The sequence below is a fragment of the Musicola paradisiaca NCPPB 2511 genome (assembly GCF_000400505.1).
Taxonomy (GTDB): Bacteria; Pseudomonadota; Gammaproteobacteria; order Enterobacterales; family Enterobacteriaceae; genus Musicola; species Musicola paradisiaca.
Genome location: NZ_CM001857.1, coordinates 1,242,094 through 1,256,075, shown reverse-complemented (window position 1 = coordinate 1,256,075; position 13,982 = coordinate 1,242,094). Strand labels below are relative to the sequence as shown.

Sequence of the window (13,982 nt, the reverse complement as noted above, 5' to 3'; positions counted from 1 at the left end):
CGATGATGGCGTCCATGGCAAGGAAACCTGATGATGACCGTTGCATCCATTTGACTGTATTTCACCATCGCAAGTGAACGAGGGAGCCTCTTTATATGTGTTCTATTTTTGGTGTGCTTGATCTGAAAACCGATCCGGTTGAATTGCGTAAGAAAGCGCTGGAATTGTCCCGTCTGATGCGCCATCGCGGCCCGGACTGGTCCGGCATTTATGCCAGCGACAACGCTATTCTGGCTCATGAACGCCTTTCCATCGTGGACGTCAACACCGGCGCCCAACCGCTCTACAACCTGGCGCACACCCACATTCTGGCCGTTAACGGTGAAATCTATAACCACCAGGCGCTGCGTCAGCAATACGGCGACCGCTACGAATTTCAGACAGGCTCGGACTGCGAAGTGATTCTGGCGCTGTACCAGGAAAAAGGCCCGGAGTTTCTGGATGAACTGCGCGGAATGTTCGCATTTGCCCTGTATGACAGCGAAAAAGACGCCTATCTGATCGGTCGTGACCATCTGGGCATCATCCCGCTGTATATGGGATACGATGAACACGGCAACTTCTACGTGGCGTCGGAAATGAAAGCGCTGGTGCCGGTATGCCGTACCATTAAAGAATTCCCGGCGGGCAGCTATCTGTGGAGCAAAGATGGCGAAATTCGCGAATATTACCGTCGCGACTGGTTTGACTACGATAACGTTAAAGACAACGTGACCGACGCCGACGCACTGCGCGAAGCCCTGGAAGAATCCGTCAAAAGCCACCTGATGTCCGACGTACCTTACGGTGTACTGTTGTCCGGCGGCCTGGACTCCTCCGTCATTTCCGCCATCACCAAGAAATTCGCCGCCCGCCGCGTGGAAGATGACGAGCGCAGCGAAGCCTGGTGGCCGCAATTACACTCCTTCGCCGTCGGTCTGAAAGGCGCGCCGGATCTCAAAGCCGCCAAGGAAGTCGCCGACCATCTGGGCACGGTGCATCATGAAATCAACTTCACCGTACAGGAAGGTCTGGATGCTATCCGTGATGTGATTTATCACATCGAGACTTACGACGTCACCACTATCCGCGCTTCCACGCCGATGTACCTGATGTCACGGAAAATCAAAGCGATGGGTATCAAAATGGTGCTTTCCGGCGAAGGCTCCGATGAAGTATTCGGCGGCTACCTCTATTTCCACAAAGCGCCCAACGCCAAAGAACTTCATGAGGAAACAGTACGCAAACTGCTGGCGCTGCATCAGTATGACTGCGCGCGCGCCAACAAGGCGATGTCGGCTTGGGGCGTGGAAGCTCGCGTACCGTTCCTGGACAAAAAGTTCCTGGATGTCGCCATGCGCATCAACCCCAAAGACAAAATGTGCGGCAATGGCAAGATGGAAAAACATATCCTGCGCGAATGTTTTGAGTCTTATCTGCCTCACAGCGTGGCATGGCGTCAAAAAGAACAATTTTCAGACGGCGTGGGTTACAGCTGGATCGACTCGCTGAAGGAAGTTGCCGCTAAACAGGTTTCCGATCAGCAAATGGAAACGGCGCATTTCCGCTTCCCGTACAACACGCCGACCTCTAAGGAAGCGTACCTGTACCGTGAAATCTTTGAAGAACTGTTTCCGGTACCCAGTGCCGCGGAATGTGTGCCCGGTGGCCCGTCTGTCGCCTGCTCTTCTGCCAAGGCTATCGAGTGGGATGAATCCTTCAAAAAGATGGACGATCCCTCTGGTCGCGCAGTAGGTGTTCACCAGTCCGCCTATCAGTAACGCATCAGCGTCTCGCAGACAGAAAAACGGGTCGGCAACGGCCCGTTTTTCTTATGTAACACCGTAAAAAGACGGCTTTTTGTCGCTTTTCTCACCAGACTGTTCATAAGCCAGACAAACAGCGCGCCACGGCCCGTTTTCGGGAAAAAATGTGTTGACGCCAAAAGGCCAACTCAGCATAATGCGCCCCGCAACGCCGATGAAGGTGACGCGGAAAAGATGGCTACGTAGCTCAGCTGGTTAGAGCACAGCACTCATAATGCTGGGGTCACAGGTTCGATTCCCGTCGTAGCCACCATCTTTTCTTGCGGGAGTGGCGAAATTGGTAGACGCACCAGATTTAGGTTCTGGCGCCGCAAGGTGTGCGAGTTCAAGTCTCGCCTCCCGCACCATTATCCTCACCGGCGTAGGAAGATTTTATTGGGGTATCGCCAAGCGGTAAGGCAGCGGGTTTTGATCCCGCCATCCCCAGGTTCGAATCCTGGTACCCCAGCCATAAATTAAGTCAGACACATCTAGCATGTGCGCCCAGTTGGGGTATCGCCAAGCGGTAAGGCAGCGGATTCTGATTCCGCCATCCCGAGGTTCGAATCCTCGTACCCCAGCCAACTATTTCGTCGTGAAGAGCCACTCTTCCGATAAAAGAACAAATGGCTACGTAGCTCAGCTGGTTAGAGCACAGCACTCATAATGCTGGGGTCACAGGTTCGATTCCCGTCGTAGCCACCATTTAAAATTGGGGTATCGCCAAGCGGTAAGGCAGCGGATTCTGATTCCGCCATCCCGAGGTTCGAATCCTCGTACCCCAGCCATATGAAAGCCCGCTATCGCGGGCTTTTTTCTTGTTATTGATCCGTCCTGAATAGCGTTGACTCACACCAGCGTTTTATCCTGATAATTTATGCTGATCTGTTTTAAGCGTTCAGTCATTCTCAATGCGACGGCTATTTTACCAGATGCCAGATAATCAGCAGTCTACGCCTACGGCAAATTCAGTGAACTACCGATTTAGAAAACACATTGACTACGACTACACCAATAACAATCAACAGCATGCCAAGAATAGCCGGTAAATCCAGGCGCTGGCCGTAAATTCCCCAGCTAACCCCCGTTATCAACACAATACCTGCGCCAGACCAAATCGCATAAATCACCCCGGTGGGCAGTGTGCGCATAGGGATCGTCAGGCTATAAAACGCCACAATGTAGAACACAATAGTAATAAAGCTGGGTAACGGACGGGTAAAACTGTCGGATAATTTCAGCGCCGTAGTGGCAATGACTTCTGAAACGATAGCCAGACATAAAAATAAATACGTCATCAAACTTATTACTCCGGTTTCACAATATGATGATGTCATGGACGCCCTGGCGGGCGAGCATGATAAAACACCGCTCGTCTTGCGTGCCAGAGCGCCAAACACACCTGGCCGACACGCCTGGCAGCGCTACAGCCCCAAGGCATAACGCAGCGCTTGTTGTTTCAGTTTCCCGGCACGTTGCGCCGCCATCAACGCCATATTACGGGCGAAAACCAACGGCGGGATCCGGTTGCTGAACGCGCCGTAAAACAGATCCATTCCGCTTTGCATCAGCAAATTGTCCCCTTTGCGCCGTTGCTGATAGCGCCAAAGAACCGATTCCGAATACCACGCCTCCCCTCTATCCCGCGCCTCGACCACAACATCCAGCAATACTTCTGCATCCCGGTACCCCAGATTCACCCCCTGCCCCGCCAACGGATTAATGGTATGCGCAGCATCGCCCACCAAGGCCAGTCCGGGTTGTACATAGCGCTGGGCATGACGGCGAACCAAAGGAAATGAACCGGCGGCTACCGCTTCGACCGCCCCCAAACGGGAAGGAAACGTATCCGCGATGGCCCTGTTCAACTGCGCCAACGGCATGGATTGTAGTTGGCGAATACGCTGCGGACTGTCATACCACACCAGCGAACACCAACCATCAAACAACGGCAAGAAAGCACGCGGCCCCGAGGGCGTAAACTGCTGCCAGGTAACATCCTGTTGGGTGCCGTTCGTCCTGGCGCTAATCAGCATGCAGGATTGCCGGTATTGCCAGCCGGTAATGCCGATCCCAGCCCACTGCCGGATATGGGAGTTAGCGCCATCGGCACCAATAATCAATGCGGCCTCAATCGTTTCGCCATTCCTGGCAGATAGATGCCAGCAGCCATCGGCATAACGCATACCGTCCGGCTGCCACGGGCATAACAGCGTAACGCCCGCCGTCTCCTGTAATGCCTGCCACAGGGCCAGTTGCAGCACCCGGTTTTCCACCATGAATCCCAGTTCGGAAAGGCCGATATCGCCGGCGTCGAACCGAACCTGCGCGTTGTCCCATTCCCAGGTTTCCAGACGCCGATATGGCGCACTGCGCATCCGTTCCACGCGCGGCCAGACCCCCAACCGTTGCAACAGCGCCACCGATGCGCAGCCAATGGCCGACACACGAATATCCGGTGCTTGTTGCGGTTCAAACGGCGACGGGCTTTCTTGCTCGACGACGGCGACCTGAAAACCGTTCTGCGCCAGTCCCAACGCCACGGCGGCGCCTACCATACCTCCGCCGACGATCACTGCATCATAGTGCATAAGAGCCCCATTACTTCTCTGTCCTCTCCGCCTGCCCGGCAGAAAAATTAGGGGAAACAGTCTACTGGATTTCGATGCGCTTTTTTCAGAAAAGCATCGCTTTTCACATACTGGTCACAACGCCGGCAAAGGATTACAATACGCGCCCGCAAAAGGTAAAGCGTATTTACCCGCACTGAGTAATGGCTAGGCTAGTCGATGACGATGACAAAAAAACTGCATATTAAAACCTGGGGCTGTCAGATGAACGAATACGATTCATCCAAGATAGCCGACTTACTGGAAAGTACGCATGGTTACCAGTTGACCGAAGTCGCGGAAGAAGCCGACGTTCTACTGCTGAACACCTGTTCGATCCGTGAAAAGGCGCAGGAAAAAGTCTTTCATCAGCTTGGCCGCTGGAAAAGCCTGAAAGACCTCAATCCTGAGCTCATCATCGGCGTCGGTGGTTGCGTAGCCTCTCAGGAAGGGGAGCATATCCGCGAACGCGCGCACTATGTCGACGTCATTTTCGGGCCGCAGACACTGCATCGTCTGCCTGAAATGATCAACCATGTACAGGGCACCCATAGCCCGATAGTCGATATCAGTTTCCCGGAAATCGAGAAATTCGACCGGTTGCCAGAACCCCGTGCCGAAGGCCCGACGGCGTTCGTCTCCATCATGGAAGGCTGTAATAAATACTGTACGTTCTGCGTCGTGCCTTATACCCGTGGTGAAGAAGTCAGCCGTCCTTGCGATGACATCCTGTATGAAATTGCACAGTTGGCGGAGCAAGGAGTACGCGAAGTCAACCTGCTCGGCCAGAACGTCAACGCCTACCGCGGCGAAACCTACGATGGGGAAATCTGCAGCTTTGCCGACCTGCTGCGACTGGTCGCCGCTATCGACGGCATCGACCGAATTCGTTTTACTACCAGTCATCCCATTGAATTCACTGACGATATTATCGGTGTATATGAAGACACGCCGGAGTTGGTCAGTTTTCTGCATCTGCCGGTGCAAAGCGGTTCCGATCGCGTGCTGACCATGATGAAACGCCGCCATACCGCGCTCGAATACAAGGCCATCATCCGCAAGTTGCGCAAGGTGCGGCCGGATATCCAAATCAGTTCGGATTTCATCGTCGGCTTCCCCGGCGAAACGCAGGAAGATTTCGAGCAGACCATGAAGCTGATTGCCGACGTCAATTTCGACATGAGTTTCAGCTTCATTTATTCGCCACGTCCCGGCACCCCTGCGGCGGACATGGTGGATGACGTTTGCGAAGAGGAAAAGAAACAGCGCCTGTATATCCTGCAAGAACGCATCAGTCAGCAGGCCATGCAATACAGCCGCAGAATGCAAGGCACCGTGCAACGTATTCTGGTTGAAGGCCCGTCGCGCAAGAACGTGATGGAGCTTTCCGGCCGCACCGAAAACAACCGGGTGGTCAACTTCGAAGGTTCGCCGGACATGATTGGCAAATTCGTCGACGTGGAGATCGTCGATGTCTATCCCAACTCGCTGCGCGGTATTGTAGTGCGCACCGAAGACCAGATGGACTTGCGCGTCATCGAATCCCCCACCGATGTGATGGCGCGAACCCGTAAAGAAAATGAAATCGGCGTCGGTATTTATCAACCGTAAGCGCCACAACGCAACGGTCGGGCCGCCCCGCCCGTTGCGCTCGCCATACCGCTAAACACGCCCCAATATCCCACCCAGCCCCCCGTTATTCCGAATGTCACTTGCACCCTGCCGTATTCACGATAAATAATCAGCAATATCTCGTTATCCTGAACAGCAGGACGGAACCGCTGTCACCGCACAGCATCCATGTACCGGGTAGAAAACCAAGAGGATTAATTTGAACGTAACGATAAAAGAGCTTGCCCTCGAACCCGCAGACAATAAGCGTCTGCTCAGTCTGTGCGGCCCGTTTGACGACAATATCAAACAGTTGGAACGTCGCCTCGGTATCGAAATCAACCGGCGCGATAATCACTTCAAACTGGTAGGAAAAGATCTCTGTATTCAGGCTGCGGTAGATATCCTGAAAAATCTGTACGTTGATACCGCACCGGCGCACGGCGCCATTCCCGATATCGATCCGGAACACATCCACCTGGCCATCAAGGAATCGCGGGTACTGGAGCAAACCGCCGACAGCGTTCCCGAATACGGCAAAGCCGTCAATATCAAGACCAAACGCGGCATTATCAAACCCCGAACCCCTAATCAGGCGCAGTACATCGCCCATATTCTCGACCACGACATCACATTCGGCATCGGCCCGGCAGGGACCGGCAAAACCTATCTGGCGGTCGCCGCGGCCGTCGATGCGCTTGAACGTCAGGACATCCGCCGCATTCTGCTCACCCGCCCGGCGGTAGAAGCCGGTGAAAAACTGGGCTTCCTGCCCGGCGATCTAAGCCAGAAAGTCGATCCTTACCTGCGACCGCTCTATGACGCGCTGTTCGAAATGCTGGGATTCGAGCGGGTTGAAAAACTGATCGAACGCAATGTGATTGAAGTCGCGCCGCTGGCTTACATGCGTGGACGCACGCTCAATGATGCGTTCATCATTCTGGATGAAAGCCAGAACACCACCATCGAGCAGATGAAAATGTTCCTGACCCGCATCGGTTTCAACTCGAAAGCAGTCATTACCGGCGACGTCACCCAGATCGACCTGCCGCGCAACCAGAAATCCGGTTTGCGCCACGCCATAGAGGTGTTATCGGACGTGGAAGAGATCAGTTTCAACTTCTTCCACAGCGAAGACGTGGTTCGTCATCCGGTTGTAGCAAGAATCGTCAATGCTTATGAAGCTTGGGAGAGCGCCGACCAGAAGCGTCGTGATGCACTGGCGGAACAACGTAAACGCGACGCACAGGCGGCTGCTGTTCAGGAGCAGAAATGAGCCAGGTTATCCTTGATTTGCAAATTGCCTGTGCGAACCAGGACGGTCTTCCGGCCGAAAGCACATTCCAGCGGTGGTTAGAGGCGGTTTTACCGCAGTTTCAGGAGGTGGCGGAAGTCACCGTTCGCCTGGTGGATGAAGAAGAGAGCCATCATCTCAACCTTACCTACCGGGGCAAAGACAAACCCACCAACGTGCTGTCGTTTCCCTTTGAAGCGCCGCCGGAAGTCGAACTGCCGTTGCTGGGCGACCTGATCATCTGCCGCCAGGTGGTAGAGCAGGAAGCGGCCGAGCAGGAAAAGACCACTGAGGAGCATTGGGCGCACATGGTTGTCCACGGCTGTCTGCATCTGCTAGGGTATGACCATATCGAAGACAGCGAAGCCGAAGAGATGGAAGCGCTGGAAACGGAAATCATGCAGGGCATGGGGTACGCGGATCCCTATCTGTCAGAAAAGGAAAATGCTGACGACCGGCCCTGAGACATAACGTCAGATACACCATTGACGGCATACGCCAGCGGCGGCCCGGAATCGCAACCATTGTTCCGGCGCCGTGCTGGCTATCACTATCCAATAGCGAGACAAAAACTGATACGCCATGAGCGACGACCATTCTTCAAACAGCGATAGCCCCAGTCCCAAAAAGGGATTCTTTTCTCTTGTTCTCAATCAGCTATTTCATAGCGAACCCAAAGATCGTGATGATCTTATCGGCCTGATTCGCGACTCCGAACAGTTCGATCCGGAAATCCGCGACATGCTGGAAGGCGTCATGGATATCGCCGAACAGCGGGTGCGCGACATCATGATCCCCCGCTCGCAAATGATCACCCTCAAACATAATCAGACGCTGGAAGAGTGTCTGGACGTCATCATCGAGTCGGCGCACTCGCGTTTTCCGGTGATCAGCGAAGACAAAGATCATATTGAAGGCATCCTGATGGCCAAGGATCTGCTGCCGTTTATGCGCAGCGATTCCGAGCCCTTCAGTATGGACAAGGTGTTGCGCCCTGCTGTCGTGGTGCCGGAAAGCAAGCGGGTCGATCGTATGCTGAACGAATTCCGCTCCATGCGTTACCACATGGCGTTAGTGATTGACGAATTTGGCGGCGTATCCGGTCTGGTGACGATAGAGGATATTCTGGAGCTGATCGTGGGCGAGATTGAAGACGAGTACGATGATGAAGATGATCGCGATATCCGTCAGCTCAACCGACAAACCTATACCGTCCGCGCTCTGACGCCGATTGAAGATTTCAACGAAATTTTCGGCACGAATTTTAGCGATGAAGAAGTGGATACTATCGGCGGCCTGGTGATGCAGGCGTTCGGCCACCTGCCGGCCCGGGGGGAGACCATTGACATCGGTGGTTATCTGTTCAAAGTGGCCATGGCGGACAGCCGCCGTATCATTCAGGTTCACGTCAGGATCCCTGACGATATTTCACAACCGCAACTGGAAGACTGAGTCATTCATGACGAAAGCTGCATTATTGCAACGCCAGCGGGTTCGCCTCCTGCTGGCGCTTTTATCTGGAGCCTGCGGCACGCTGGCATTTTCTCCTTACGATTTTTGGCCCGCCGCGATCGTATCCCTGATCGGATTGCAGGGGCTTACGTTGGGCCGCAACGTGCGCCAGGCAGCACTGCTGGGATTCACCTGGGGATTTGGCCTGTTCGGCACCGGTATTCATTGGGTCTACTACAGCATCGCCGATTTTGGCGGTATGCCCGGCCCGGTCAATATCGGGCTGGTGATTCTGCTGGCGCTGTATTTGTCGCTCTATCCAATGCTGTTCGCCGCGACACTGAGCAAAGTCTGGCCTGAAGCAAACGTCTGGCGGCTGGTTATCGCCGCGCCGGTAGTCTGGCAGTTGACGGAATGGCTGCGCGGCTGGGTACTGACCGGTTTCCCCTGGTTGCAATTCGGCTACAGCCAGATTGATGGCCCGCTGAAAGGTATCGCACCGGTAGCCGGCGTGGAAACCATCAATCTGCTGCTATTCGGCATCAGTGGCCTGTTGGTTCTGGCTATCGCGCAACGCAGCTGGAAACCATTGCTGGCCGCCGCCGCCATATTGCTGTTGCCGTGGCCGCTGCGTTCGGTGGAATGGTTCAAACTGCAACCAGACCGCGCGGTGAAGGTCGCACTGGTACAAGGCAATATCGCACAAGCATTGAAGTGGGATCCCAACGAACTCCTGAATACGCTGAAAATCTATCTTGACGACAGTCTGCCCTATATGGGGAAAACACCGATTATCATCTGGCCTGAATCCGCCATACCGGACGTGGAAACGCGCGAACAAGAATATCTCCACCTGGTGGATAACGCCTTGCGCGAACGGCACAGCAGCCTGATTACCGGGATTGTCGATGCGCGTCGCACCGCAGATTCCGCCAATAGCCGCTTTTACAACAGCGTGATTGTGCTCGGCGATACTCAGCCCTACCGTTATCCTACGGTTAACCGCTACAGCAAGCATCATCTGGTTCCCTTTGGCGAATTCGTTCCGCTGGAAACATTGTTGCGGCCGCTGGCGCCCTTTTTCGATCTGCCGATGTCCTCGTTCAGCCGTGGGGATTATCTGCAACCTCAGCTGGTCGTTAATGGCTATCGGCTGACCGCGACCATCTGTTATGAAGTCATTTTGGGACAGCAGGTGCGCGATAACTTCCGCAACGATACCGATATGCTGCTGACGGTGTCCAATGATGCCTGGTTCGGCAAATCCATCGGGCCATGGCAGCATTTTCAGATGGCCCGGATGCGGGCGCTGGAATTGGGCCGCCCGCTGTTACGCAGTACCAACAACGGTATTACTGCGGTGATCACGCCTGATGGCAATATCGCCGCCAGCCTGCCGCAGTTCGAACGTTCAGTGTTGGAAACAACAGTGGTGCCCGCTACCGGGCTGACGCCTTATGCACGTTTCGGCGCACTGCCGCGATGGCTCCTGGAATTACTGCTCGGCATCAGTGCAGTGGTATACCGTTTGCGCCGCCGCTAAATCGTACTCACTATCTTCCGCTCGACCGCAAGGCATGTTGATACATGCCTTGTTTCATTTTTGGCATAAAAATTGCTAATACTAATCGTAAACAACGCTATGAAACGGTTGATATCGCGCTTTTCCGGGGCTGCTCACACTGGCCTCGCACAAATTCGGAGCGCATGACGCACCAATTTTGTGCCTTGTGCTTTTATTGCTGCCATTTGGTGCGGAACATCTCACAAAAAGCAAACATCACCGTTTCAATATATTTACAATCCGCTATTTTTTATATGACAGCGTTTTATTTGCTCTTTAGCGGTGCATCGAGCGAGCCTCTGTAAGATAAAAGCGCCATGAACAATGCCGCATCACGAGAACAGCAAAGGAGTTAGAACATGCAATTGCGTCAACTGGCACTGTCACTGCTGCTGGCAGGCATAGCAACCACTGTGGTTCATGCAGAAGAAAAACCGATCCCCACGTTGCAGAAAGTCAAAGATAGCGGCGTTATCGTTATCGGCCATCGCGAATCTTCCGTGCCATTCTCCTACTACGATAATCAGCAGAAGGTTGTCGGCTATTCACAGGATTATTCCGACAAGATTGTTGAAGCCGTCAAGAAGGCCGTCAACGCCCCCAATCTGCAGGTAAAACTGATCCCCATTACCTCGCAGAACCGGATTCCGCTGTTGCAGAACGGTACCTTTGATCTGGAATGTGGTTCAACCACCAACAACCTGGAGCGTCAGCAGCAGGCTGCCTTCTCCAATACCATCTTCGTCATCGGCACTCGTCTGTTGACCAAAAAAGGCTCTGACATCAAAGATTTCAGCGATCTAAACGGTAAGGCCGTAGTGGTCACATCCGGCACAACGTCGGAAATCTTGCTGAACAAGATGAATGAAGAGAAGAAAATGAATCTGCGCATCATCAGCGCCAAAGACCATGGCGATTCATTCCGCACGCTGGAAAGCGGTCGCGCCGTCGCCTTTATGATGGATGACGCGCTGCTGGCTGGCGAACGCGCCAAGGCCAAAAACCCGGATGAATGGGTGATTGTCGGCACACCGCAGTCACACGAAGCCTACGGTTGCATGCTGCGCAAGAACGATCCTGAGTTCAAGAAACTGGTGGACGACACCATCGCCCAGGCGCAAACCTCCGGCGAAGCGGTGAAATGGTATGAGCACTGGTTCACCCAGCCCATTCCTCCTAAAAATCTCAACCTGAACTATGTACTGTCCGACGACATGAAAGCACTGTTCAAAGCACCTAACGATAAGGCGCTGTAACCGGATTAATAATGACTATAAAAGGCAGTCATTCTGCCTTCTGATTGCTGATTCGTGGCAAGACAGACAGGCGCAGGGTGGTCGTTCCCCACCCTGCGACCCTATAAGCCACTCATCAATCTTCAGGGTAGCGAACGCTACCCTTTTTTTACCGGAGTGTGTTATGTCAATAGATTGGAACTGGGGGATCTTCCTGCAATCCGCCCCTTTCGGAAACACGACCTACCTGGGATGGCTGATTTCCGGCCTGCAGGTCACTGTCGCCCTTTCCATATGCGCCTGGATCATCGCATTTCTGCTGGGTTCGCTGCTGGGCATCATGCGTACCGTGCCGCATCGGTTGATCGCCGGTATCGGCACCTGTTACGTCGAACTGTTTCGCAACGTGCCGCTGATTGTTCAATTCTTTAGTTGGTATTTGGTGGTGCCCGAATTGCTGCCAACCAAACTGGGAATGTGGTTCAAAGCTGAACTGGATCCCAATATCCAGTTCTTCGTTTCTTCCATGCTGTGCCTTGGTATGTTCACCGCAGCCCGCGTCTGCGAACAGGTACGAGCCGGTATCCAGTCGCTGCCGCGTGGCCAGAGAGCAGCCGGACTCGCCCTGGGGCTGACGCTGCCGCAAACCTATCGTCATGTACTGCTGCCTAATGCATATCGCGTCGTTATTCCTCCACTCACATCCGAGATGCTCAATCTGGTTAAAAACTCTGCGATCGCATCAACTATTGGGTTGATGGATATGGCGGCACAGGCAGGCAAGCTACTGGATTATTCTGCACACGCCTATGAGTCCTTCTCGGCAATCACGCTGGCCTATATCGGCGTCAACGCCATCATCATGCTGATCATGCAGATAGTGGAACGGAAAACCCGCCTGCCGGGTAATCTGGGGAGTAAATAATCATGTATCAATTCGACTGGAGTTCCATTCCGCCCAGTCTGCCTTATCTGATGCAAGGCATGGGCGTCACGCTCAAAATCACGCTGACCGCCGTGGTCATTGGGATTGTCTGGGGCACTGTACTGGCCGTTATGCGCTTGTCACCGGTAAAACCGGTCAGTTGGTTTGCCAGGATTTATGTCAATTTATTCCGTTCTATCCCATTGGTGATGGTGCTGCTGTGGTTTTATCTTATCGTTCCAAGCTTCTTACAAAACGTGCTTGGGCTTTCCCCGAAAACAGATATCCGCCTGGTATCGGCTATGGTAGCCTTCTCGCTGTTTGAGGCAGCCTATTATTCTGAAATTATCCGCGCCGGCATTCAGAGTATCTCCCGAGGTCAGGCGTCCGCCGCGCTCGCGCTGGGCATGACTCATTGGCAATCGATGCAACTGGTCATCCTGCCTCAAGCATTCCGCGCGATGATCCCGCTATTATTAACGCAGGGTATTGTGCTGTTTCAGGATACTTCGCTGGTGTATGTGCTCAGTCTGGCTGACTTCTTCCGGACGGCATCGACGATTGGTGAACGCGACGGCACGCAGGTAGAAATGATCCTGTTTGCCGGTGCGGTTTATTTCGTTATCAGCATCTCTGCCTCTATGCTGGTTAATTATTTAAAAAGAAGGACGGTTTGATGATTTTCCTGAGAAACGTTTCTAAATGGTATGGTCAATTTCAGGTACTGACTAACTGCTCCACCGAAGTGCAGAAAGGTGAAGTCGTGGTAGTCTGCGGACCGTCGGGCTCTGGAAAATCGACGTTGATCAAAACCGTGAACGGCCTGGAACCTATTCAGCAGGGAGAAATCGAGGTCAACGGCATCCTTGTCAACGACAAACGCACCAATCTGGCCCAATTACGATCCAGAGTCGGTATGGTGTTCCAGCATTTCGAGCTGTTTCCCCACCTCTCCATCGTCGATAACCTGACGCTGGCACAGGTCAAGGTGTTGAAACGTGAAAAAGACGCGGCACGGGAAAAAGGGCTTAAACTGCTTGCTCGCGTTGGATTATCAGCCCACGCCAACAAATTCCCCGGCCAGTTGTCCGGTGGCCAGCAACAGCGTGTAGCGATTGCCCGTGCACTCTGTATGGATCCGGTTGCGATGTTATTCGACGAACCAACCTCCGCGCTCGACCCGGAAATGATCAACGAAGTGCTGGACGTGATGGTCGAGCTGGCGCAGGAGGGGATGACCATGATGGTCGTCACCCACGAAATGGGATTTGCCCGCAAGGTAGCACACCGCGTCATCTTTATGGATGAAGGGAAAATCATTGAAGACACCCGCAAAGAAGAGTTCTTCAGCAATCCTCAGTCCGATCGCGCTAAGGATTTTCTCGCCAAGATCCTGCACTGATATCCGCCCATCGTGGCGAAACAAACAAACCTGGCGGCATAGTCCGCCAGTCAACATTTGAATATCAATGAGCAACACAGAGCGTGGGACGCTAACCGACGCGCTC

Annotated in this window: 12 protein-coding genes and 6 tRNA genes; 16 read left to right on the top strand and 2 right to left on the bottom strand. The window is 53.6% G+C overall.

Annotated features, from left to right (window positions below):
* Nucleotides 1–95: 95 nt before the first annotated feature.
* The 7 genes from asnB to DPA2511_RS05690 all read left to right on the top strand — a co-directional run bounded on the left by asnB (nt 96) and on the right by DPA2511_RS05690 (nt 2,572).
* A complete protein-coding gene (asnB, locus tag DPA2511_RS05725) occupies nt 96–1,760 on the top strand; it encodes an asparagine synthase B (RefSeq protein WP_012764733.1) in 1,665 nt (554 codons plus the stop codon).
* A 221-nt stretch (nt 1,761–1,981) separates the two neighbouring features.
* Nucleotides 1,982–2,058: transfer RNA gene (locus tag DPA2511_RS05715), tRNA-Met, on the top strand.
* 9 nt (nt 2,059–2,067) lie between these two features.
* Nucleotides 2,068–2,152 (top strand) — tRNA-Leu (locus DPA2511_RS05710).
* 29 nt (nt 2,153–2,181) lie between these two features.
* Nucleotides 2,182–2,256: transfer RNA gene (locus DPA2511_RS05705), tRNA-Gln, on the top strand.
* Nucleotides 2,257–2,293: 37 nt separating this feature from the next.
* Nucleotides 2,294–2,368, top strand: a tRNA-Gln gene (locus DPA2511_RS05700).
* 44 nt (nt 2,369–2,412) lie between these two features.
* A tRNA-Met gene (locus DPA2511_RS05695) sits at nt 2,413–2,489 on the top strand.
* Nucleotides 2,490–2,497: 8 nt separating this feature from the next.
* Nucleotides 2,498–2,572 (top strand) — tRNA-Gln (locus tag DPA2511_RS05690).
* 180 nt (nt 2,573–2,752) lie between these two features.
* On the opposite strand, the gene DPA2511_RS05685 is transcribed toward DPA2511_RS05690, so the two are convergent.
* Together DPA2511_RS05685 and ubiF are read right to left on the bottom strand one after the other, a co-directional pair.
* Nucleotides 2,753–3,082 (bottom strand): SMR family transporter, encoded by a 330-nt coding sequence (locus tag DPA2511_RS05685; RefSeq protein WP_012764732.1) that lies wholly within the window; start codon nt 3,080–3,082, stop codon nt 2,753–2,755.
* Nucleotides 3,083–3,208: 126 nt separating this feature from the next.
* Nucleotides 3,209–4,375 carry a 3-demethoxyubiquinol 3-hydroxylase gene (gene ubiF, locus DPA2511_RS05680; protein WP_012764731.1) on the bottom strand — a complete coding sequence of 389 codons (1,167 nt, stop codon included), beginning with the start codon at nt 4,373–4,375 and terminating at the stop codon, nt 3,209–3,211.
* 204 nt (nt 4,376–4,579) lie between these two features.
* Here ubiF and miaB point away from each other — a divergent pair, with 204 nt between their 5' ends.
* The 9 genes from miaB (at nt 4,580) to DPA2511_RS05635 (ending at nt 13,876) form a co-directional block, all read left to right on the top strand.
* Nucleotides 4,580–6,004 carry a tRNA (N6-isopentenyl adenosine(37)-C2)-methylthiotransferase MiaB gene (miaB, locus tag DPA2511_RS05675; protein WP_023638187.1) on the top strand — a complete coding sequence of 475 codons (1,425 nt, stop codon included), beginning with the start codon at nt 4,580–4,582 and terminating at the stop codon, nt 6,002–6,004.
* Nucleotides 6,005–6,224: 220 nt separating this feature from the next.
* Nucleotides 6,225–7,280: a PhoH family protein gene (locus DPA2511_RS05670; RefSeq protein ID WP_012764729.1), complete on the top strand. Its 1,056-nt coding sequence runs from the start codon at nt 6,225–6,227 to the stop codon at nt 7,278–7,280.
* The gene (gene ybeY, locus DPA2511_RS05665; protein WP_012764728.1) at nt 7,277–7,762 is read left to right on the top strand and encodes an rRNA maturation RNase YbeY; all 486 of its coding nucleotides are present in this window, start codon (nt 7,277–7,279) and stop codon (nt 7,760–7,762) included. Before DPA2511_RS05670 ends, ybeY begins: the two co-directional genes overlap by 4 nt.
* A 118-nt stretch (nt 7,763–7,880) precedes the next feature.
* Complete coding sequence (gene corC / locus DPA2511_RS05660; RefSeq protein WP_012764727.1) at nt 7,881–8,750, top strand: CNNM family magnesium/cobalt transport protein CorC; 870 nt, start codon at nt 7,881–7,883, stop codon at nt 8,748–8,750.
* A gap of 7 nt (nt 8,751–8,757) precedes the next feature.
* Nucleotides 8,758–10,293, top strand: coding sequence for an apolipoprotein N-acyltransferase (gene lnt / locus DPA2511_RS05655; RefSeq protein WP_012764726.1), 1,536 nt, complete (start codon nt 8,758–8,760; stop codon nt 10,291–10,293).
* 380 nt (nt 10,294–10,673) lie between these two features.
* A complete protein-coding gene (locus DPA2511_RS05650) occupies nt 10,674–11,570 on the top strand; it encodes a glutamate/aspartate ABC transporter substrate-binding protein (protein WP_012764725.1) in 897 nt (298 codons plus the stop codon).
* A 163-nt stretch (nt 11,571–11,733) separates the two neighbouring features.
* Nucleotides 11,734–12,474, top strand: a complete 741-nt coding sequence (locus DPA2511_RS05645) for an amino acid ABC transporter permease (protein WP_012764724.1) — start codon at nt 11,734–11,736, stop codon at nt 12,472–12,474.
* 2 nt (nt 12,475–12,476) lie between these two features.
* Nucleotides 12,477–13,151 carry a glutamate/aspartate ABC transporter permease GltK gene (gene gltK, locus DPA2511_RS05640; protein WP_012764723.1) on the top strand — a complete coding sequence of 225 codons (675 nt, stop codon included), beginning with the start codon at nt 12,477–12,479 and terminating at the stop codon, nt 13,149–13,151.
* Nucleotides 13,151–13,876 carry an amino acid ABC transporter ATP-binding protein gene (locus DPA2511_RS05635; protein ID WP_012764722.1) on the top strand — a complete coding sequence of 242 codons (726 nt, stop codon included), beginning with the start codon at nt 13,151–13,153 and terminating at the stop codon, nt 13,874–13,876. The genes gltK and DPA2511_RS05635 overlap by 1 nt, the downstream gene beginning before the upstream one ends.
* Nucleotides 13,877–13,982 lie beyond the last annotated feature (106 nt).

Coding starts and splice junctions, on each gene's coding strand:
- asnB (WP_012764733.1), top strand. CDS start 96: ATGTGTTCTATTTTTGGTGTGCTTGATCTGAAAACCGATCCGGTTGAA.
- DPA2511_RS05685 (WP_012764732.1), bottom strand. CDS start 3,082: ATGACGTATTTATTTTTATGTCTGGCTATCGTTTCAGAAGTCATTGCC.
- ubiF (WP_012764731.1), bottom strand. CDS start 4,375: ATGCACTATGATGCAGTGATCGTCGGCGGAGGTATGGTAGGCGCCGCC.
- miaB (WP_023638187.1), top strand. CDS start 4,580: ATGACAAAAAAACTGCATATTAAAACCTGGGGCTGTCAGATGAACGAA.
- ybeY (WP_012764728.1), top strand. CDS start 7,277: ATGAGCCAGGTTATCCTTGATTTGCAAATTGCCTGTGCGAACCAGGAC.
- corC (WP_012764727.1), top strand. CDS start 7,881: ATGAGCGACGACCATTCTTCAAACAGCGATAGCCCCAGTCCCAAAAAG.
- lnt (WP_012764726.1), top strand. CDS start 8,758: ATGACGAAAGCTGCATTATTGCAACGCCAGCGGGTTCGCCTCCTGCTG.
- DPA2511_RS05650 (WP_012764725.1), top strand. CDS start 10,674: ATGCAATTGCGTCAACTGGCACTGTCACTGCTGCTGGCAGGCATAGCA.
- DPA2511_RS05645 (WP_012764724.1), top strand. CDS start 11,734: ATGTCAATAGATTGGAACTGGGGGATCTTCCTGCAATCCGCCCCTTTC.
- gltK (WP_012764723.1), top strand. CDS start 12,477: ATGTATCAATTCGACTGGAGTTCCATTCCGCCCAGTCTGCCTTATCTG.
- DPA2511_RS05635 (WP_012764722.1), top strand. CDS start 13,151: ATGATTTTCCTGAGAAACGTTTCTAAATGGTATGGTCAATTTCAGGTA.